The following is a 22,349-nucleotide window of genomic DNA, read 5'->3' on the forward strand; positions in this document are numbered from 1 at the left end:
ATATTGTCGATTATATCATAGTTGTTTTCTATTCTAATAAAAACTATAATAGGTTTTAACTATAATTAAGAAGTTTATTATTTTATTACATCGCTAGTCCTTACTCTCAAACTATATAAATTATATTTTTTCCGCTACTCTCAATTTAGCACTTCTTGAACGTGGATTTACTTCTATTTCTTCAGCACTAGGTAATATTGGTTTTCTAGTTATTATTTTTACTTCAGATTCTTTATCACATTGACATATTGGTAAATGCTGTGGGCATATACAATCTGATGCGAGATATTTAAATGCATTCTTTACTATTCTATCTTCTAACGAATGAAATGTTATTATACAAATTCTACCATCTTCATTCATTATAGAAGAGGCATCATTTATCATTTTTGTAATTACTCCAAGTTCATTATTTACTTCTATTCGTATAGCTTGAAAAGTCCTTTTAGCTGGATGAGGCCCATCTATTCTAGCTTTTTTAGGAATAGCTTTTTTAATTATATCAACCAATTCACCTGTAGTTTCTATTGGTTTGTTCACTCTTTCCTCAACTATAAATTTAGCTATACGTTTAGCCCAGTTATCTTCACCATAATCTTTAATTATCTTAGCTAGCTCATCTTCTGCATAAGTGTTTACAACATCATATGCTGAAAATTCACACCTAACATCCATCCTCATATCAAGTGGTGCATCTTGCATATAAGAAAATCCTCTCTCAGCTTCATCAAGTTGATGAGATGAAACTCCTAAATCTGCTAATACACCATCTATCTTATAAACTCCGATTTTTTCCAATTCTTCTTTTATATTTTCAAAATTGCTATGAACAAATTTTACTCTGCTTTCATATTCACTTAATCTTTCTCTTGCTGTATTTATAGCATTTTTATCTTGGTCAAACCCTATAAATAATCCTTTATCTGATAATTTTTTTACTATTTCTTTGGAATGTCCTGCACCACCCATAGTACAGTCAACATATACTCCATCTGGTTTTATCTTTAAATTTTCTATACATTCATTTAAAAGAACTGATACATGATGAAATTCCATAACTACCTCCTTCAAACTTACTATTTAAATTATTCTTCAATACTGTTGCTTTTATTTCTCTTTGATAAATAAATATGTGCTATTATACCACCAATAACACCAACTAAACTTATCACTTGAGCCATTCTAAGTGGTCCTAACATTAAACTATCTGTTCTTAGTCCTTCTATAAAAAATCTTCCTATTGAATAAAGGGTTATATAAGTCACTATAACTTGTCCTTCGTATTTTTTATTTTTTCTAAACAATAATAAAACTATAAATATTCCAAAATCCCATATAGACTCATATAGAAAAGTTGGATGAACCTTTACTCCATCAACCATTATTCCCCATGGTAAATTAGTTGTACCTCCATGAGCTTCTCCGTTAATAAAGTTCCCCCATCTTCCTATAGCTTGTGCTAAAGGCATTCCAAGTATGACAGTATCAGCCATTTTTAAGAAATTAATATTTTTAACCTTAGTGTATATATAGCCAGCTAAGATTCCACCTATTAACCCTCCATGTATAGCAAGTCCACCACCTCTGAAATTAAGTATTTGAAATAGATTTTGAGCATAATAACTCCAATTAAATATAACATAATATATTCTTGCACATATTAATCCAACAGGAATTGCTATGATAGCTATATTTAATACATCATCTTCTTTAAGCCCAACTCTTTTCGACTCTTTTATTGCTATTAAAGTTCCCAAAATCATGCCACTAGCCATAAGTATTCCATACCACATTATGTCTATCCCAAACAGTGTAAATGCGACTCTATCCATAACTCCACCTCTTTATCTTAATTAAAATATTTCCAAAGCAATACACCATGTTTACAATTAATTGTAATTATACTAAATTATGATAACATATTAATGTTAATTCTACAAAACATATTGATGTTGATTCTACAAATACTTAAAATATATTATACATGCTGTCTCAACAAAATTATGCATAAATTATTTACAAGCAAAGAAATTGGTGTATATTATACACCAATCTCTCTACAAATTTTTATTAATAATATTTAATTTTTACTAACTTAATTTGTATAAGTATATTCAACAAAATCACTTGCTACCTAAATAAAACAAGTATCAAAATTAACTATTTGGCCTTTAGCTACTTATTTGTAATATTCAAACGTTCTACTTAGGTTCTACAATAGAAATAACACAATACTCTTCTTTAAAGTGTTCTTTTAATCTCTCTTCAACTTCCTCAAAAGCAACATCCTTAATAATATCTAAATAATCCAATATATTTATATCTTTAAAGATATAAGATATAAAACTATTTCCTATAAAGTTTATAGAATCAAAACATTTAATAAATGAACCAATTTTTTTCTTTTTAGTTCTTTCAAACTCCTCTTTAGATAATCCTTCTTTTTTAGCTCTTTCTATATATTCAAGAATTATCTCTTTTACTTTTTTAGGTTCCTTAGAATCTCCAGCAATTACGCTAAAAGCATAGTCTACTTGAGATGAAAATCCAGCTCCAAAATTTTCATTTATTAGACCTTGCATATACAAATCTTCATAAAGTTTACTGCCCTTTTTAAATAACATACCTATAAGTATATCAGTTACAATTTCTTTACGTAAAAGTTCTTTTCCTTTTACACCTACATTATTATCTTTAAAACCTATGTTAAACATAGGTATAGATATAGGAAACTTTTCTATAACTTCTTTTTCCTTTACATTTGCTGGTTCTTCAGGATAAAATCTTTCTATATTCTTAGAAAGTTTATCCACATCATAATTGTTTGCTTTTTTAGTTACATCTATTACCTTTTCTACATCCAAATCACCTACAACAAACAAAGCCATATTTCCTGGATTATAGAAAGTATTGTAACACTTATATAGTTCTTCCTTAGTTATCTTATATATACTATCTACTGTACCAGCTATATCAATTCTAGCAGGATAATTTACATACATAGCCTTTAGACAATTAAAATACACATTCCAGTCTGGATCATCATTGTACATTTTTATCTCTTGTGCTATTATACCTTTTTCCTTTTCAACATTTTCATCTGTAAAATAAGGTGTTTGAACATAATCAATTAAGTGCTCTAAACTTTCATAAAAATTTTCCGTAGCTGAAAATAAGTATGCTGTCATTGTAAAGTTAGTAAATGCATTTGCACTTACACCTAATTTAGAAAATTTTTCAAAAGCATCTCCTCCATCAGGTTGTTCAAACATCTTATGTTCTAAAAAATGTGCAATTCCTTCATTTACTCTAATCTTTTTATCTTCTCCTATTGGAATAAATTCTAAGTCATTTGAACCATAATTAGTAGCTAAAATAGCATATTTTTTTGTAAAGCCTCTCTTTGGCATAAAATATACATCTAAGCCATTTTGTAATTTTTCATAATAAACTTCTTCTCTTAATATATCATTAACTATTTTTTCCATAGACATCTCCTCCATTAATTTCTTAAAAAGTATACAGTATCAAGTTCTATATCTTTTACAGCCTCAACTATATCTTTTTTAGTAACTTTCTCTATGCTAGATATTATGTCTTCTACTTCAGAATTTGTCTTTGCCATAGACTGAGAAAAAGCAAAATCAGACATTCCACCTATATTATCTGTTATAGATTTCATAGAGTTAACTAAAGCAAGCTTACTATTTTCTAACTCTTCATCAGATATATCTCCTGCTTTTAAACTTTCTAATTGTTCTTTTATTAATTTTACAGCTTTATCATAATCTTTAGTTTCTATTCCAGATGATATAAGCATAATACTTTTATACTTCTCTATTGAAGAGAAAATATAATAGCATAAGCTTTCCTTTTCTCTTACATTCACAAATAGTTTAGAGTGTGGACCACCACCTAATACATTACTTCCGACCACAAGGGCATAATATTTATCATTATCTACATAATCTACATTTGCTCTATACCCCATAACTAATTTACCTTGAGTTATTTCCATTTTTTCGTCTATTACTTTTACTTCATCTACATGTTTTATGAAATCTTCTTTTGGTATATCTATAATATCTTCTCTTTCGAATTTTAAATTCTTACTTATTATGTCTACAACCTTATCTTCATCAAAATTACCTTCTACAACTATATCTATTGGAGATGTTTTAAGTATATTTCTATAATGCTCATATAGCTCTTTTGAAGTTATGTTATCTATTTCATCTTCGTAACCAAACTCACTTATACTGTATCTTTCATTTCCACACATAGCTTCTATACATTTATCTTGTGCATATTCTTTTTTATCATTTATTATTGATTGTATCTTATCTCTTAAATTTTCTTTTTCAATATTTAAATATTCTTCTTTAAATCCACCATCTACAACAAGTGTATTATTTATTACTTCATTAAAAAATTCTACTACTTCTTCAAATATATTTTCATCTAAATACTTTTCACTTATATTAATTATTTTAAAACTTAGTACTTGACGCTCTCCACGTTTTACAGCATCAGCTCCCATAGACGAACCATATAAATCATCTAGTTTATTGGATATTGCTCTGGCACTAGGATATTTTTCACTTCCACTTGCTATTATTGATGGTATCAAAGCATTTTTTGTAGTTTCTTTTTTATCCAACAATCTCTGAACATACAAACTTATAAGATTTGATTTAAACTTTTCTGTTTTTATCAAAGTCAAATTAATATTATTACCTAAATTTATTATTTTCTTAGTATTAACCATATGTACCTCCTATTTTTTATTTAAACATCAATTTTAAAATTGAAATTTATTCATTTTTTGATTGTATATACTTATATATAAAAACCTTCTATTTAATTATATCCTTTTTATTATTTTCTAAAAGTAATATTTTTATTTAAATTTAAATAAAAAGTTATTTAGAGCAGTCTGCTTTAAAGTCTAGTTTACAAGCTTCATATATATGATGTATAATCAATATGTATGTCTATAATTAAAACAATTTTACAATCCCATAGATTGATTGTTTAAAGTTATATAAAGAATATAAAAAGAATAAGAGAGAGGACGATTAATATGAAATTAGGTATAGTTGGTTTACCAAATGTAGGTAAAAGCACACTATTTAACGCAATAACTCAAGCAGGCGCAGAATCTGCAAATTACCCTTTTTGTACAATAGACCCAAACGTTGGAGTTGTATCTGTTCCAGATGAAAGATTAGATAAACTAAAAGAATTGTACAACTCTGAAAAAATAGTTCCTACTGCTATAGAATTTTGTGACATAGCTGGTTTAGTTAGAGGTGCTTCTAAAGGAGAAGGCTTAGGAAATAAATTTTTATCACATATAAGAGAAGTTGATGCAATCGTACATGTTGTCAGATGTTTTGAAGATGAAAATGTTATACATGTAGATGGTTCTGTTGAACCACTTCGCGATATAGAAACTATAAATTTAGAATTAATTTTCTCTGATATAGAGATTCTTGAAAGAAGAATTCATAAAACTCAAAAAGCCGCTAAAGCTGATAAAACTTTAGTTTCTGAGCTTGATTTGTTAAATTCAATCATGTCTACTTTAGAAAATAGTAAGTGTGTAAGAACTATGCAATTTACAGAAGATGAACAAAGCTTTGTAAATTCATTAGATTTACTTACATCTAAACCTGTAATATACGCTGCAAATGTATCAGAAGATGATTTGGCAGATGATGGAGAAAGTAATAAGTATGTTCAACAAGTTAAAGTATTTGCAGAAACAGAAGATGCTGAAGTTGTTGTTGTATGTGCACAAATAGAAGCAGAAATTTCTGAACTTGATTCTGCTGAAGAAAAGAAAGAATTTTTAGAAACATTAGGGCTTGAACAATCAGGGCTTGATAAACTTATAAAATCATCTTATGCCTTACTTGGTCTAATTTCATTCTTAACAGCTGGTCCAAAAGAAGTCAGAGCATGGACTATAAAGATTGGAAGTAAAGCACCTCAAGCAGGAGGAAAGATACATTCTGACATAGAAAGAGGATTTATCAGGGCTGAAACAATTGCTTTTAATGATTTAGTTGAACATGGTACTATGGCAGCTGCAAAAGAAAAAGGATTAGTTAAATTAGAAGGTAAAGAATACATAGTTAAAGATGGAGATGTAATATTATTTAGATTTAATGTTTAAAATGCTTATTTATCTACAATCTTAACTATTGTATTACAATAAGAAAATTAGAATAATAGAAACTTCTATTATATTATAATAGCTATTTAGATTTTATAAAAAAGAGAGTTTTTCTAAATGATTTTTAAAAATCATAATAGAAGCTCTCTTTTTTATAGTATTCCCACAGAAATTATGATTGTCAACAATGACAGTACTTTACTGTAATCCCAAATACGCTTTCCACCAAAACAAGCTTTCTTTCATCACTTACCATTTCCCTAATTGTTATATTACTCAAAAATTTTCCTCCCTTAAGTACTTACATAATTGCTGATATTCTTATATTCACAAACTGCTACACTCAAATTAAAAACTTCTAGCCATGGAAAAATTATATCTCTTTTAGAAAATATTATATGCTCCATATAATGTAAAGTAATACTCTAAACCTAATTCATATTTTTATACCAAAGTATTTTTACATAAATAAAGTGAACTTTGACTATACAAAGTTCACTCTTCTTACAAATCTTTATTTCATTTTGTACTAAGTTTTTTAGTTTGTACTCATACCTTCAATATCATTCCTATTTAATATCAACTTTTCGTATTCTTCTATTGGCATTGGTTTCGCAAATAAAAATCCTTGAGCCATATCACATCCTATAAATCTTAAAAACTCTGCTTGCTCTAAGGTTTCAACTCCCTCTGAAACAACTTTTATATCAAGTTGCTTTGCCATCTGAACAATGCTTGAAACCACAATTTGACTCTTTTTTGTATCTTCTACTGTTATAAAAAACTGTCTATCTAATTTCAATACATCAATTGGCATATCTTTAAGCATATTTAAAGAAGAATACCCTGAGCCAAAGTCATCCATAGATATTTTAAATCCGACAGATTTTAAATTCTGCATTATTTTAAATAACATTTTTGTATTATCAAATATTGCACTCTCTGTTAGTTCAATTTCAATTAAATTTGGTTCAATATCATATTCTTTTGCAATGTTTTCAAACTTTTCTATAAAGTCTGGATTTTCAAGATGTACTCTTGATAAATTTACTGATATAGGAAATCTAGGTAAGCCTTCATTTTCCCAACGTTTAAAGTTTTTACAAACTTGAATAAATACAAACATATCCAATTCTGTTATAAAACCATTCTTTTCAAAAATAGGAATAAACACACCTGGACTTATTAATCCCTTTTTGGGATGTTGCCAACGTACAAGAGCTTCAGAACCTACTATTTTACCTGTAGATAATTCAATTTTAGGTTGCAAATACACCTTAAATTGTTCATTTTTTAAAGCATCGTGCATCTCTTGCTCAATATCACGTTCTTCTATAAGAGTTTCCTTTAAATTCTCAGCATAAATTTCATACACTTTTAAGTATTTTCTTTTTACTGTAGTCTTTGCAATCATAGCCTTATCAAGACAAGTAGATATATTTGTTTCTCCCTCTTCAATAAAATACACTCCTATAGATGGTATCAGATTAAGTTCTACATCTAAGCTAGTTTTTATCATAGATAATTTTTTACGCATAATTTCACATATCTCTATAACTGATTCTTTATCCTTCTTTTTTTCAAATATTATAGCAAAATTATCATTTGAAATTCTTGAAAATACAGACTCTTCTTTAAACATATTTTCAATCATCTCTGCAATTTTTCTTAATACTCTATCTCCCTCTTCATATCCAAATCTATCATTTACTAACTTAAATTTATCTATATCAAAATAAATTAAAACTAGATTTTTTTTCTCATGAGTGGATAAAAATTTACCACCTTCCAGATTAAATTTATTTGAATTTCCAATTCCTGTAATACTGTCTTTAAACGCAAATTCTTCTAACCTTTCCTTACTCTTTTTTTGCATAATCAAGATATAAATTATTAATGATGTAAATATCACAATTAAAACTATACATGCTGATAGTGTAAGTTTTATAATAGCATATGATTTTTCAGATACAGCAGTTCTAGGAACTTCAGAAAAAAGATACCAATCATTAATTCCTATTGGAGCATAACTTAAATAATATCCTTTTCCAGACATATTATAACTTAATGAACCTGATTTAGAATTTTTTATATTTAACTTCATATCATTAAGAGTAGATTTTGATAAGGCATTACTTTTATTTATATATGAAAATAAATTTTCCATATTAGAGTTTGCGTTTTTGCTACTTGGATTTAAAACAATATCACCATTACTATTAGCTATATAAGAATATCCTTTTCCATTAAAAGTTGGTACAGAGAGTATCTTTTCATATAACTTTGTACTATGTGTAGCAAATATAACACCAATAATCTTGTTCCCCTTATAAATTGGTACAGAGTACACATTAATGTCTTTATGATCTTTTATTACATCTTTTAACTTACCTGTTATGACTACTTCTCCTTGCATTGACTTGGAAAAATAATCTCTCTTAGAAAAATCTTCTACATAACCATCTGTAGTATATGCCATACCATCTGGTAGAATAACACCCATTCTTTTAAATGAACTATTTACAGATTCTCTTTTAAGTATTGAAATAATATTGTCCAATTCAAAAGATTTTTCTCCTTCAATACATATTGAAATTGATTGTAACAATTTTATATCGCCATTAATTTGTTTTTTTAACACATTGACACTTTGATTTGCTATTTCTGAAAGATATTGATTCGTTTCCTCACCTAGTGTCTTATTCAACTTTGAACCATAAATCAAACAGGAAATTGTAACTACTAAGATACTTATGATAGCAATTATGGACAAACCCTGCCTATTATTTTTTGCATCACCCAACATCACGCTTCCTGCCTTTCTGGAATCTATATGTATACAATTATTATTTTATATCAATTATTCTAACAATTTTGCGACAATACTTATTTTTCCATATTTACTGTAATTATACAAAATTATCAACTTTATTACAATAAAAAATTAATTAATATAGATAATACAATTTTAATAAATTATATTATCTATATTAAAGGTTACTAACATAATTTGTATTAATGTACACTACATAAAAAGAATATAATATCAAAATAATTTTGATATTATATTCTTAAAATATATATTTTATTAAATTTTCACCTTACATTTTACTTAAACATTCATTAGCAATCTCTTTATCATCAAAATGATGCTTAACCTTACCTATTATTTGGTAATTTTCATGCCCTTTACCTGTTATAATTACAACATCATCTTTCTTTGCCATACTTATAGCTTCTTCTATAGCTTGCTTTCTATCAGCAACAACATGATAATTTTTCTTTTCCTTATCTATTCCTTCAAGTATATCCTTTATTATTGCTTCTGGTTCTTCAGTTCTTGGATTATCAGAAGTTACAATACATATATCAGAATATTTTTGTCCAATAGCACCCATTAAAGGTCTCTTTTCAGTATCTCTATCTCCACCACATCCAAATACAGAAATTATTTTTCCTTCTGCAAATTGTTGTGTTGTCTTTAATACATTTTCAAGTGCATCAGGAGTATGAGCATAATCAACAATTACACTTATACCTTTATCGTTTGGTACAGTTTCAAACCTTCCTGATACTCCATTAGAAAGTCTAAGACCTTCTTTATATACTGGTTTAGGTATATCAAGTACATAACAAGCAGCTATAACAGCTAAAGTATTATATACTGTAAACATTCCTGGAACTGGTATAAATATAACTTCTTCATAAGAAGGAGTTATTAATCTATAAGATACACCATCTGAATCTGATTTTATATCTCTAGCCATAAAATCAGCATTAGTTTCAACTCCATATGTGTAACAAGGGACATCTATATCTTTTATATTTTCGTATATCTTTTTACCACCATCATCATCCATATTTATTATGTTTGCCATAGTAGTCTTAAAAAACAATTTTTCTTTAGCTTTTCTATAGTCTTCTAAATCTTTGTGAAAATCTAAATGGTCTGGTGTTAAGTTTGTGAATATTCCTAGTTTAAAGTCTGTTTCATCAACTCTATTTAGTGCTAATGAGTGTGATGAAACTTCCATAGCACAGTAATCACATCCATTATTTAACATATTATTAAAATGATATTGTAAATCTATACTTTCTGGAGTTGTTGAATTAGAAATAATGTCTTTTTCACCATCAAATATTTTTATAGTACCAATAAGACCAACTTTATTTTTATTCAAAGTTAATATTTCATTTAGTATAGTAGTTATACTAGTTTTTCCGTTAGTACCTGTAACTCCTATAACATTAAATTTTTGTGATGGATGATTATAAAAATTGTCAGCTATCTTTGCCATATCTTCTCTTGTATTTTTTACTTTTATAAACGTATACCCTTTTATGTCTACATCTTCTTCAACAATAAAAGCTTTTGCTCCTTTGTTTATAGCATCTTTTACATATTTATGACCATCTGACACAAATCCTTTTATACATACAAATAATGTACCTTCTGTAACCTTTCTTGAATCATATTGTACACTATTAATATCTATATTTAATTCACCTTTGACACTGATTATATCCAACCCCTGTATAATATCATTTAATTTCATAAATGCTTTCCTCCCTTTAAACTCTTTTTGCTAAAATTACACTTCATGTAATATTATATTAAGAATTTTTTACTATGTGAATGGTTAAAAATGCTTGAAATATTGTAAAAAATGCTCTATAATTCTCTATAATATAATCTAAGAGAGGTCTTTTATGAAAATTACAGACAATAAAATTGGATACTTAAATGATAATTTTAAAATATTTAGTATCCGAGATAAAAAAGACATAGAATTTGAATACCATAATCACGATTTTAATAAGATAATTATATTTATAGATGGAAATGTAACTTATTTTGTTGAAGGAATTCCATATAAACTAAAACCTTGGGACATACTTTTTATTAGTAGTAATGAAATTCACAAACCAGTTATAGATTCAAATGTATTTTATGAAAGAATTGCAATATGGATTAGCCCAGAATTTATGAAAAAAAACAGTGATAATACTAGTGATTTAGAAAAATGTTTTAAGACAGCCACAGAAAATAAATGTAATCTATTGCGTTTAAAGATACATGACATTGAATCACTCAAACTTTTTATTGAGCAAATAAATATTTCTGAATCTAGTAATGAATTTGGAAATGAAATACTGAGAAATACCTTGTTCATACAGCTTATGATATTTTTAAATAGAATTTTCTTAAAAAACGAGAACATAGAATCTGTAGAAGATGTATTTTACGATGAAACTATAAAAAAAATATTAAACTATATAAACTTAAATATAGAGAATAAACTTTCTATAGACTGCATTGCATCTGAATTTTTTATAAGCAAATATTATCTCATGAGAAGATTTAAATCTCATACTGGAACATCCATACACAATTATATAATTCAAAAAAGACTGATTTTAGCTAAATCATTAATAACCAATGGACATCTTATGAGTGAAGTTTGTAGTAAATGTGGATTTAATGATTATTCTAGCTTTGTAAGGGCATTTAAAAAGTATTATGGTGTATCTCCTAAAAACTATCTAAACAATAAAAGCCCTTTAGATAGTAATTTGTTAGATGAATAAATAATTATTATAGATTTTATTTCAAGAAAAATTAGAGGTATTAGTAAAATAGACATACTAGTACCTCTAATTGCTTGAAATATAAATCATATATTTTTATTAATTAAACTAAAATATATAAATTAAAATTATGCTTATATAATTACTAAAACTCATACAAGTTTTAAGTATACATACTGATGTGTCTATCCTATTTTTTCAATACTCTCTTTTAATATACTTACACGATTACTTTCTTTTGCTGTGACTTTTCCCTTTTTAATGTTTAGTTTTTGATTTTGTTCTAAATTAGTAAATACTACTGGGCTTATTGTTGATAAACCATTTTTTTCAATATATTCTAAATCCATATTAACCAGTTTATCACCCGATTTAACTTCATCTCCTACATTTACAAATACATCAAACCCATTTCCTTCTAAGTTTACAGTCTCTATACCTAAATGTATAAGTATTTCTACTCCAGTTTTTTTAGATTTGATTATTATTGCATGTTTAGTTGGAAATACAACTCCAATAGTTCCATCTACTGGTGAATAAATTAATCCATCATCAGATTTAATTGCAAAACCATCGCCCATTAATTTACTTGAAAATACAGAGTCTGGAACTTCTTCTATACCTAAGATTTCTCCATTTGTCAATGAATAAATTTCTTCTTCCACCAAAGTATTACCTATATTAGTGTTTTCTGTGTTATTATTTTTTTCCATTTTCTTTTTATCTATATTTTTAATATCAGTATTTTCAATCTTTACTTTTCCCTCTATTATATCTTTTATATTAGATTTTATTGCATCTGATTTTGGACCAAATATAGCTTGGACATTGTTTCCAATAACCATTACACCTGCTGCTCCAAGTGATTTCAACTTTTCTTTATCCACTTTATCTATATCATTTACAACTAATCTAAGTCTTGTTATACAAGCATCTAAACTTTTTAAATTTTCTTTATTTCCTAAAGCTATTAGTATTTCTGATGCTAACTTATCTTTTGAAATCTCACTAGTCTCCACATTAGACTCTGATTCATCTTCTCTTCCTGGCGTCTTTAGGTTAAACTTTCTTATCATAAATCTAAACACACTATAATATAATACTGCAAATCCAATACCTACTAAAATAGCTAGATACCATGGAGTTCTATTAGGAAGTACACCAAATAGTAAGAAATCTATTAATCCTCCTGAAAATGTGAATCCGATTTTAACTCCTAATAGTTGCATTACTGCATATGATAAACCTGAAAACAAACAATGTACTACAAATAATGCTGGTGCAACAAATAAAAATGCAAACTCTATTGGTTCAGTTATTCCTGTTAAAAAAGATGTAAGTGCAGCTGATACCATTATTCCTGCTACAAATTTTCTCTTTTCTGGCTTTGCTTCATGTACCATAGCAAGTGCTGCTGCTGGAAGACCAAACATCATAAACGGAAACGCCCCTGTCATAAAAGTACCTGCTGTGAAATTTACTCCATCTTTAAGTTGAGCAAAGAATATCTTTTGGTCACCCATTACAAGTTCACCTGCTTTGTTTACATATTCTCCAAATTGATACCAGAATGGATTATGGAAAACATGATGTAAACCAAATGGTATTAATAACCTTTCTAAAGACCCTTCCATAAATGTTGCTAATGTTTGATTTGCTTCTATAACATTTTTTGAAAAACTAAGTAATCCTTCTTGTATTGGTGGCCAAATAAATGATAATATAATTCCTATTACTATTGCTGTTAATGATGTAACAATAGGCACAAATCTTTTACCTGCAAAAAAACCTAAATATTGAGGTAGTTCAATTTTATAAAATTTTTTATAAAGATAAGCAGCCACTATGCCTATTATAATACCACCAAATACACCTGTTTGAATTGTTAGTATTCCAACAATACTTGCATACATAGAGTTATCTATCATATCTTCTGTGACACCTGCCATAACACCCATAGACGTATTAAGGATTAAAAAACCTACTATAGCTGCCAATGCTGCTACACCTTCGCCTTCGGTTAGACCCACGGCTACACCAACTGCAAATATAAGTGGCAAGTTATTGAATATGATTTGCCCTGAACTTTCCATTATACTTATTATAAGTTGGAATGTAGGATTTGCTAGTGCTGGAAAATGAGCAAGTAACGCATCTCCTGCTAAAGCATTACTTACACCAAGCAATATACCTGCTGCTGGAAGTAATGCAACTGGTAACATTAAAGATTTTCCTACTTTTTGTAAAACACCAAATATTTTTTTCATTTACTTCTATCTCCTTATTATTTTATATTTTTTAAATAAAAAAGACTTAAGTTTATAAAAAATTACACTAGTAACTTTAATCCTAAAAATAAACCTCATGTTAATATAAATAAACCTATATCAACCTAATTTTAGAATTAAAAATAAACTGTTATAATTTTCTTATAAACCTAAGTCTTGCCTGCATTATCAGTAACAATCTTAATGTTTTAAAATTATTATATTGCTATTAAATTTTACATAATATCTTAAACACCGATATTGAATTTATATTTATTTAGTATGTTTATCATGAATTCAACACAGATATGACTCTTTTAATATGTAGTGTTAAATATAATAATTCATCTTGACTTACATAGTACTCATAGTTTTTCTCTACATGTGTCTTTATTTTATATGCACAATTATAGTCTTTTTCATACTTTATCTTGATTATATCTACAATATCATTATTAGTATCATTGAGTTCCTCTCTTTTTACTAATCTATTTGCAAAAAATTTTAAGTGTGTAAGAAGTCTATCATAATTTATATCATCTTCTTTAAACTCAACTCTATAATAATATCTTATAATATTTAGTATGTCTTTTACAATTTTAGTAATTAACAGGGATTCCTTTGAACTGCCTTTATAATTTGAATTTACTATGTGCATAGCTATAAATCCTGCCTCATCTAAAGGAAACTCTACATTAAATTCTTTATTTATATAATCTACAGCCCATTTTCCAATCTCGTATTCTTTTTTGTGAATTCTTTTTATTTCATGTAGTAAATCATTTTTTATATTTATATTTTCATGATATCTTTTAATTGCAAATGCAATATGGTCAGTAAGTGCTACATATATGTACTCATAAAGTTCAGTATTTAAAATGCCTTCTGCATGAGCAATTACCTCTGTACTCACTTCAAAAAACTTCTCATCAACCTGGCTTGCTAATTTTCCAATTTTATCTATAAAACTTTCATCTTGTGTTACAAAGGTTCTTTCAATTTTACTTTTATCTACTTCTTGACCTTTCTTTTTTTGAAATCCTATTCCACATCCTGTTAGTATTAATTCTTTTTTTTGGTTTTCATCTAAAACTAACACAACATTATTATTGTAAATTTGTTGAATAATCATAATCAATATCTCTCCCAAAATACAATTTCCCTTATTCATAAAAAAACACCTAAATTAAGATACAATTCACCTGTATATCCTAACTTAGGTATTGCCTGCTTCCCAGTAACAATCCAATTTGTTAACGCTCATAAATATTGTATTCAATTTATAGCTTTATTCTATTATAAATGGATATCTATGTCAAGCAATTATTGAAAACTGTTTCCTATTTTTTAGTACCAATAAAATTTAAATCCTATACAGTTTATTTTTTTCATTCTATCATCATCATTTCATCATAGAGAATATTTTCCAATAGTTCTTTAGCTACGTCTCTTGATATTTGTTTGGTTTCAACTAGTTGTTGAATACTATCTCTTTCACTTTGTATTGCCATTAATCTATAGTATACTACTTTTGCTTCAAATTTCTCATCATTATGAATTTTTCTAGTTAGCCAATTTAGATAACGATTATAAAATCTAATTACTATTAATGATTCATGCCTATTATCTTCATTAATATTTTTATTTATAAATGATATAGCTGTCTTTGTAGAAAGTGCATATGCATGGTGAAACTCTTTAATTAGTTCCTTATTTTCAGATATTATTTTTGTAATCTTTTCTTTTACTTCTGTTTTTACCTTTCTATCTATAATCCACATACTTATTTTTAATTTTACAATCTTAAATATTGATTTTTGGACAGATTTTCTCGATTTTGTAATATAAAATCTATATAACTCAAATGCTCTACCAGAAATTTTTCCATCATTCAATAATTTATGAACAGCTATTAAGCCTTGATTATCTGCCTCTGCAATCATCATATTTATAATTTTGTTATCTGGAATATTTAATATACCCTTTTCTAAATCTACTAGCTGCTCATTTAAATCATGTATTACTGGCTGTACCTCTTGCGCTTTTTCATTGCTAAGTTTTAAAATAGCTTCTTTTAAAATTAATTTATATGCCTCTCTATCAGACAATAAGTCTTCTGACTTTTGTACATTCTTTTTTAATAGTACTGGCAATAAAACTGTTGCGAGTAATAAACTTATAAGTATGACTTCTGATGATATAAACAAAACAATATCTCTCATTGGAAACATATCTTTATTGTCTAGGTAAAATGGTATAGATAGAGCAGTTGCAAGTGTAAATGTACCATGAACACCACAAGTAGCAACTATTAATGAATATTTCCATCTAGAAGTATCATCTTTTTCAAATTCTTAATTCTTAAATCCTAAAAAACCTGTAAAGAAATTATTTAAAGGATTTTTCTTGATTTTTATAAAAGAACTGTGCCATAAATACACCCATATAAATCTTATAATAAATAATATAACTACAATTAAAATAGCAATAAAAGTTAAATTTAATGCTATATCTTCGTTGTTAGTGATAATTCCTTGATATATACCTGGCAACAAAAAACCAAGTAATGTAAAGACAAACCCATTCAGTACATACTCCAAAACATACCATGTATTATCTGATATTATTCTCAATTTAGTCGTTGTATTTTGTAAATGTTCTTTTTCGATTCCATGGGCTATACCTGCCATTACAACTGCTAAAATTCCGGATACTCCTAGCTCTTCTGACACAAAATACACAAAAAGTGGAGTCATTATCTGTATGACTATTACCATTGGTATTTCTTCTAAATTCCACTTGTGCAAATTAAGTCTTATTTTTATAATTATATATCCTAAAATACTTCCTACTATTATTCCTCCAAATGCAGTAATCAAAAATTGAATACTTGCTTCTTTTATTGAAAAAAAGCCTGTAACGGTAGCAAGTACTGCAACTTTAAATGCCACTACTCCTGCAGCATCATTTAATAGCGATTCTCCTTCAAGTATATTCATCATATTTTTAGGAAAATCTAAACCTTGTGTAATTGATTTTACTGCTACTAAATCAGTTGGAGATATTACTGCTGCCAAAGCGAATGAAACTGATAGTGGCATTTCAGGAATAAGAAAATGTATAAAAATCCCACCTGCAAATACTGTTGTTAAAACCAGTCCAAATGCAAGAAGTAAAATTGGTCTTCTAAGTTCTAATAATTCTCTTCTTGATACATTTTGACCTTCACTAAATAATAGTGGAGCTATGACACATATTACGAATATATCTGGACTAAACGAAAAGGAAAATTTAAATGGTAAAATAGACAATAAAACACCTAATACAATTTGATAAATTGCAAGAGGAATATTGCTCCATTTTTTACTAAGTATAGTTGAAATTATTGTACAGACCAACAAACCTAATAAAGTTACTAAAATTGACATAGCTACCTCTCTTTTCAATATATAATTTATAGATTAGACTTATATATTAACTATCTTAATATTGATAGTATTACACTTTACATGTAATTATAAAATATTTACTTTAATCTATTATTCTTATTATATACGCCAAATTTAGTTTTGAAAACCTCTACATTAAGTGACATGCAACCATATGATTTTTTGAGTTTTCCTTTAAAGCTGGTACTTATATTTTACATATTTCCTTACAATAAGGACATCTTGTATGGAACTTACATCCAGATGGTGGGTTTGTTGGAGATGGAATATCTCTCTATGATACTACTACTAAACTTCAAGAACCTAGGTTAAAACATATTTTTGGTACAGATGAACTAGGAAGAGATTACTTTGCTAGAGCACTTTATGGAGGACGAATTTCACTTAGTGTTGGTATCTTATCAATGCTTATTTCTATAGTATTTGGTACTACTATAGGTGTTATTAGTGGCTATATTGGTGGGAAACTAGACCAGTTCTTGATGAGATTAGTAGACATGCTTATGAGTATTCCAAGTTTTTTAGTTTTAATTGTATTAAATACTTATCTAGCTCCTAAGGCTTCTATAAAGAAACTATCACAGTTGCTGGTTCATTAAATATTGCAAATGCTATCTTAACTGAATCTGCACTTAGTTTTTTAGGACTTGGTATACAGTTACCTCTTGCATCATGGGGTAACATGCTTCAAGATGCTCAAAGACATATTTTTGATAAGTTATATTTAGCTGTATTTCCTGGCTTACTTATCTTCTTAACAGTTATGAGTTTAACTATAATAAGTAAAAAGTTCTCTAATAACACTTGATAATATCAATACTTTAAAATAAAAATACAAAATATTTTACAGTGAGTGTATAAATACACTCACTGCTTTTTATATATTTCAAAATAAAAATTTTATATATTATAGAATTTAATGAAGTTATATATTATGTAACTTTAATAACCTTCTAAATTATTTATATATTATATAAAATTTATTTTCCCTTAATTAATATGTAGTTGAAAAACTAATAGTTTATTGTAATTGAACTTAATTATTTTATTTATGATTTGTTATTAAAATAACAAATCATAAATTCTTTTTACTAAAGAAATCTATAATAAATTTAAATACATGTTCATCTACATGACTATAACGCTCTTTTTTAGGTCTACATAACACAACCTTCCATGTGATAGGGTCATTAAATGGTTTTTCTATAATTTGACTATTTTCAAAAAAATCGTGTACTGGTGATGGTAAAATAGTTATAAAGTCAGAATTTGTAGTTGACAACAACAAGAAATCCCAAGAACCAGACATAATATACCTCTTAAGTTTAACTTTTTCATCAGTAAATTTTTGCATTAATTTATGATGTATCATAAATGTAGGATTAAATATTGCAAGCAGTTCTTCATTTAAATCATTCCAATCTATTTTATTTTTCTTTGCGAGATGATGATTTATATTTAAAAATGCTGTAAGTTCGTCTTCTTGAAGTACATGTTCTGTTACTACACTCCTATCAATTTTATGTGGGTGTAAAAGAACTGCATAATCTAATTCTTGCAAAATAAGCATTCTACTTAAATCGTATGCCCCCTTCTCTACTATATCAAATTCTATGTCTGGATTGTTTGCAACTAATTGTGCAACTACATCAGAAAAAGCTATTCCAAGTATAAGTGGTGGTATTCCTATTCTAACTTTCCCTTTAAACTGAACAGAATCTTCTCGCAAATCCTCCATCATATTTTTATATTCATTTATAATATTTTCTGCATTTACATAAAATCTTTCTCCTGCTGGAGTTAAGCCATTTAACCTGCCTTTATATCTCTCAAATAAATATACATTTTCATTTTCTTCAAAGGTTTTTATAATTTGACTTAAGGCTGGTTGAGATATGTGAAGAGTTTTTGATGCAATTGATAAATTAAAACCAGATTTCACTATTTCAACAAAATATTTTAACTGTTTTATATCCATTTCAAACCACCTTTCTTACAAGTATAGTTGATATTAATATTTTTTCTTATAAGAACATTTTATAAGAAAAGCGAAATAATTTCATTAATATTTTAACAAAATATTCCTATATATATATTCTAAATTTTTATCCTATAAATTTTCCTTATATGTTGTATAAAAAATTAGACTTAGACAAAACACATTTTTAGCCGTAATCTATAGTTAGAAAGAGGAAAACCTAATGCATTAGGAATAAAAATAATTAAACTACTTAAAAACAAGCTTGTATTATAAGTAATTTATTATAGTGTTCTTCAAAGTTTTTTATTCAGAAAATTTCAAATAATCATTCAAGGAGGAACTATTAAATATGAAAGATGTAGTAATTGTATCAGCAGTAAGAACACCTATAGGAAACTTTGGTGGCGTATTTAAAAATACTTCTGCTGTTCAACTTGGAGTTGTAGCTGCTAAGGAAGCTATATCACGTATAAAACTTGATTTATCTGAGATAGATGAAGTGATAATTGGAAATGTTCTACAAGCAGGTCTTGGACAAAACGTTGCTAGGCAAATTGCCATAAACTCAGGTATACCGAGTTCTGTACCAAGTTACACAGTAAATAAATTATGTGGTTCAGGACTTAAAAGTATTCAACTAGCAGCTCAATCAATTATAGCTGGTGAAAATGATGTAGTAATTGCAGGTGGTACTGAAAATATGAGTCAATCACCTTACATTATTCCTACTGCTCGTTTTGGTAGTAAAATGGGCAATGTTACTATGGTAGATAGTATGCTAACAGATGGTCTTATAGATGCTTTCAATCAATATCATATGGGAATTACTGCCGAAAATGTTGCTGATAAATTTGGAATTACAAGGGAAATGCAAGATAAAATAGCACTAGAAAGCCAAAATAAAGCTGAAGAAGCTATAAAAAACAATCGTTTTAAAGACGAAATTGTTCCAGTAGAAGCTGCGATAAATCATAGAGAAATTAAAACTATTGATACAGACGAATATCCTAAATTAAGCATGACATCTGAAATACTATCCAAGCTTAAACCTGCCTTTAAAAAAGATGGTACTGTAACAGCTGGAAATGCATCAGGAATTAATGATGGTGCAGCAATGATGATACTAATGAGTCAACAAAAAGCAGATGAACTTGGGCTTAAGCCGCTTGCTACAATAAAATCATATGCATCATCTGGTGTAGAACCTGAAATAATGGGAACTGGTCCAATTCCTGCAACTAAAAAAGCACTAGAAAAAGTAGGTCTTAATATTAACGATATAGACTTGATAGAGGCGAATGAAGCATTTGCAGCACAAGCACTTGCAGTTAAAAATGAACTTCAAATAGATTCGTCTAAACTAAATGTAAATGGTGGTGCAATAGCACTAGGACATCCAATAGGAGCAAGTGGAGCTAGAGTACTTGTAACCCTTATTTATGAAATGCAAAAACGTAAAGTAGAAACTGGCCTTGCAACACTTTGTATTGGTGGTGGTCAAGGAATAGCGATGATAGTTTCACGATAGGAGGAAATATGAATAAAATAGTTAGCATTGATGAGGCTCTATCTCACATCAAAGATGGAGATACAGTAATGGTTGGTGGATTCATGGCCAATGGTTCCCCAGAAAATTTAATTGATTATTTATGTGATAAAGGTATAAAAGATTTAACATTAGTTTGTAATGATACTGGTTTTATTGACAAGGGTGTTGGAAAGATGGTTGTTAATAAGCAGTTCAAAAAGATAATTGCCTCTCACATAGGATTAAACAAAGAAACAGGAAGACAGATGAATGATAATGAAACATGTGTCGAATTAGTTCCTCAAGGAACTCTTGCTGAACAAATTCGTGCAGCTGGTTATGGCTTAGGTGGAATACTAACACCAACTGGTATTGGTACTCTTATAGAAGAAGGAAAGCAAAAGATTGTTGTCGATGGCAAAGAATATCTTCTTGAAAAACCAATCCATGCTGATGTTGCTCTTTTATTTGCTTCAAAGGTAGATAAAGCAGGTAACTTAGTTTACAAAGGTTCTATGAATAACTTTAATAATTTAATGGCTTCAGCTGCTAATATTACAATAGTCGAAGCAGGCGAAATTGTTGAAATAGGTGATATCGACCCAAATGAAGTTACTACACCAGGTATTTTTGTGAATTACATCGTTGAAGGAGGTAATTTATAATGGATAAATTAGAAATACAAGAATATATTGCAAACAGAGTCTCTAAGGAATTAAAGGATGGAGCTGTTGTAAACCTTGGTATAGGCTTACCAACCAAAGTAGCCAATTATATTCCAGATGAGGTAAACGTTATTTTACAATCTGAAAATGGATTTCTAGGTCTAGGACCAGCTGAAAGTGGAAATTCAAGTGATGAAACTATTGTAAATGCTGGTGGTCAGCCAGTTACTATTCTTCCTGGAGGTTGTTTTTTCGATAGTGCCACTTCTTTTGGAATAATTAGAGGAGGTCATGTAGATATAACTGTTCTTGGAGCTCTCCAAGTTGACAAATATGGTAACATAGCAAATTATATGATTCCAGGTAAAATGGTTCCTGGGATGGGTGGAGCTATGGATTTAGTAACTGGAGCAAAAAAAGTCATTGTAGCAATGGAACACACTTCAAAAGGTTCAGCAAAAATATTAAATAACTGTACTCTCCCACTTACTGCAACCAATGCTGTAGATTTAATTGTAACTGAGATGGGAGTTATAGAAGTAACTACAGATGGACTTCTACTTATAGAAATAAATCCTATCTTCACATTAGATGAAGTTCTTTCTGCTACTGAAGCACCTTTAATATTATCAGATTCATTAAATAAAGAGGCATCGATTATTTAAAATTAATCAAAATTACATCAGAAA

At 28.0% G+C, this 22,349-nt stretch carries 17 protein-coding genes and 1 pseudogene; 6 read left to right on the top strand and 12 right to left on the bottom strand.

Annotation, left to right across the window (positions count from 1 at the left end; all coding sequences use genetic code 11):
* Nucleotides 1–120: 120 nt before the first annotated feature.
* From rsmH to yfmF, 4 genes are all read right to left on the bottom strand, one after another.
* A complete protein-coding gene (gene rsmH / locus IC173_RS08095) occupies nt 121–1,056 on the bottom strand; it encodes a 16S rRNA (cytosine(1402)-N(4))-methyltransferase RsmH (RefSeq protein ID WP_227432406.1) in 936 nt (311 codons plus the stop codon).
* Nucleotides 1,057–1,085: 29 nt separating this feature from the next.
* On the bottom strand, nt 1,086–1,832 hold the full coding sequence (lgt, locus tag IC173_RS08100) for a prolipoprotein diacylglyceryl transferase (RefSeq protein ID WP_227482904.1): 747 nt from the start codon (nt 1,830–1,832) through the stop codon (nt 1,086–1,088).
* A 369-nt stretch (nt 1,833–2,201) separates the two neighbouring features.
* A complete protein-coding gene (yfmH, locus tag IC173_RS08105) occupies nt 2,202–3,488 on the bottom strand; it encodes an EF-P 5-aminopentanol modification-associated protein YfmH (protein ID WP_227482905.1) in 1,287 nt (428 codons plus the stop codon).
* A gap of 14 nt (nt 3,489–3,502) precedes the next feature.
* A complete protein-coding gene (gene yfmF, locus IC173_RS08110) occupies nt 3,503–4,768 on the bottom strand; it encodes an EF-P 5-aminopentanol modification-associated protein YfmF (protein WP_227835296.1) in 1,266 nt (421 codons plus the stop codon).
* 315 nt (nt 4,769–5,083) lie between these two features.
* Here yfmF and ychF point away from each other — a divergent pair, with 315 nt between their 5' ends.
* Nucleotides 5,084–6,181 carry a redox-regulated ATPase YchF gene (gene ychF, locus IC173_RS08115; RefSeq protein WP_227482907.1) on the top strand — a complete coding sequence of 366 codons (1,098 nt, stop codon included), beginning with the start codon at nt 5,084–5,086 and terminating at the stop codon, nt 6,179–6,181.
* A gap of 538 nt (nt 6,182–6,719) precedes the next feature.
* Here the strand turns inward: ychF and IC173_RS08120 are convergent.
* Together IC173_RS08120 and IC173_RS08125 are read right to left on the bottom strand one after the other, a co-directional pair.
* The gene (locus tag IC173_RS08120; protein WP_227835295.1) at nt 6,720–8,987 is read right to left on the bottom strand and encodes an EAL domain-containing protein; all 2,268 of its coding nucleotides are present in this window, start codon (nt 8,985–8,987) and stop codon (nt 6,720–6,722) included.
* Between the two features lie 295 nt (nt 8,988–9,282).
* Nucleotides 9,283–10,737 carry a UDP-N-acetylmuramoyl-L-alanyl-D-glutamate--2,6-diaminopimelate ligase gene (locus tag IC173_RS08125; protein ID WP_227855390.1) on the bottom strand — a complete coding sequence of 485 codons (1,455 nt, stop codon included), beginning with the start codon at nt 10,735–10,737 and terminating at the stop codon, nt 9,283–9,285.
* Between the two features lie 154 nt (nt 10,738–10,891).
* Here IC173_RS08125 and IC173_RS08130 point away from each other — a divergent pair, with 154 nt between their 5' ends.
* Entirely contained in the window at nt 10,892–11,770 is an 879-nt protein-coding gene (locus tag IC173_RS08130) for an AraC family transcriptional regulator (protein WP_227482910.1), read from the top strand.
* A 185-nt stretch (nt 11,771–11,955) separates the two neighbouring features.
* Here IC173_RS08130 and ptsG read toward each other — a convergent pair whose 3' ends face one another.
* From ptsG to IC173_RS20940, 5 genes and pseudogenes are all read right to left on the bottom strand, one after another.
* On the bottom strand, nt 11,956–14,037 hold the full coding sequence (gene ptsG, locus IC173_RS08135; protein WP_227855391.1) for a glucose-specific PTS transporter subunit IIBC: 2,082 nt from the start codon (nt 14,035–14,037) through the stop codon (nt 11,956–11,958).
* Nucleotides 14,038–14,326: 289 nt separating this feature from the next.
* Nucleotides 14,327–15,169: a BglG family transcription antiterminator LicT gene (gene licT / locus IC173_RS08140; protein ID WP_227483783.1), complete on the bottom strand. Its 843-nt coding sequence runs from the start codon at nt 15,167–15,169 to the stop codon at nt 14,327–14,329.
* Between the two features lie 256 nt (nt 15,170–15,425).
* Nucleotides 15,426–16,259, bottom strand: coding sequence for a hypothetical protein (locus tag IC173_RS08145; RefSeq protein WP_227855392.1), 834 nt, complete (start codon nt 16,257–16,259; stop codon nt 15,426–15,428).
* Nucleotides 16,260–16,391: 132 nt separating this feature from the next.
* Complete coding sequence (locus tag IC173_RS08150) at nt 16,392–17,465, bottom strand: cation:proton antiporter (RefSeq protein ID WP_227855393.1); 1,074 nt, start codon at nt 17,463–17,465, stop codon at nt 16,392–16,394.
* Nucleotides 17,466–17,673: 208 nt separating this feature from the next.
* Nucleotides 17,674–17,757, bottom strand: a pseudogene (locus tag IC173_RS20940) (hypothetical protein); the annotation flags it as partial.
* A 133-nt stretch (nt 17,758–17,890) separates the two neighbouring features.
* Between IC173_RS20940 and IC173_RS20945 the strand changes: the two are divergent.
* Nucleotides 17,891–18,085 carry an ABC transporter permease subunit gene (locus tag IC173_RS20945; protein WP_413927242.1) on the top strand — a complete coding sequence of 65 codons (195 nt, stop codon included), beginning with the start codon at nt 17,891–17,893 and terminating at the stop codon, nt 18,083–18,085.
* 476 nt (nt 18,086–18,561) lie between these two features.
* On the opposite strand, the gene IC173_RS08160 is transcribed toward IC173_RS20945, so the two are convergent.
* Entirely contained in the window at nt 18,562–19,464 is a 903-nt protein-coding gene (locus tag IC173_RS08160; RefSeq protein WP_227432394.1) for a LysR family transcriptional regulator, read from the bottom strand.
* 352 nt (nt 19,465–19,816) lie between these two features.
* Between IC173_RS08160 and IC173_RS08165 the strand changes: the two genes are divergently transcribed.
* From IC173_RS08165 to IC173_RS08175, 3 genes are read left to right on the top strand one after another with little or no spacing between them, the layout of a single operon-like run.
* Entirely contained in the window at nt 19,817–20,995 is a 1,179-nt protein-coding gene (locus IC173_RS08165; protein ID WP_227855394.1) for an acetyl-CoA C-acetyltransferase, read from the top strand.
* 8 nt (nt 20,996–21,003) lie between these two features.
* Nucleotides 21,004–21,660, top strand: a complete 657-nt coding sequence (locus IC173_RS08170) for a CoA transferase subunit A (protein ID WP_227483786.1) — start codon at nt 21,004–21,006, stop codon at nt 21,658–21,660.
* Complete coding sequence (locus tag IC173_RS08175) at nt 21,660–22,325, top strand: 3-oxoacid CoA-transferase subunit B (RefSeq protein WP_227824225.1); 666 nt, start codon at nt 21,660–21,662, stop codon at nt 22,323–22,325. Before IC173_RS08170 ends, IC173_RS08175 begins: the two co-directional genes overlap by 1 nt.
* The last annotated feature ends 24 nt before the right edge of the window (nt 22,326–22,349 follow it).

The organism is Clostridioides sp. ES-S-0048-02, assembly GCF_020658495.1.
Lineage (GTDB): Bacteria > Bacillota > Clostridia > Peptostreptococcales > Peptostreptococcaceae > Clostridioides.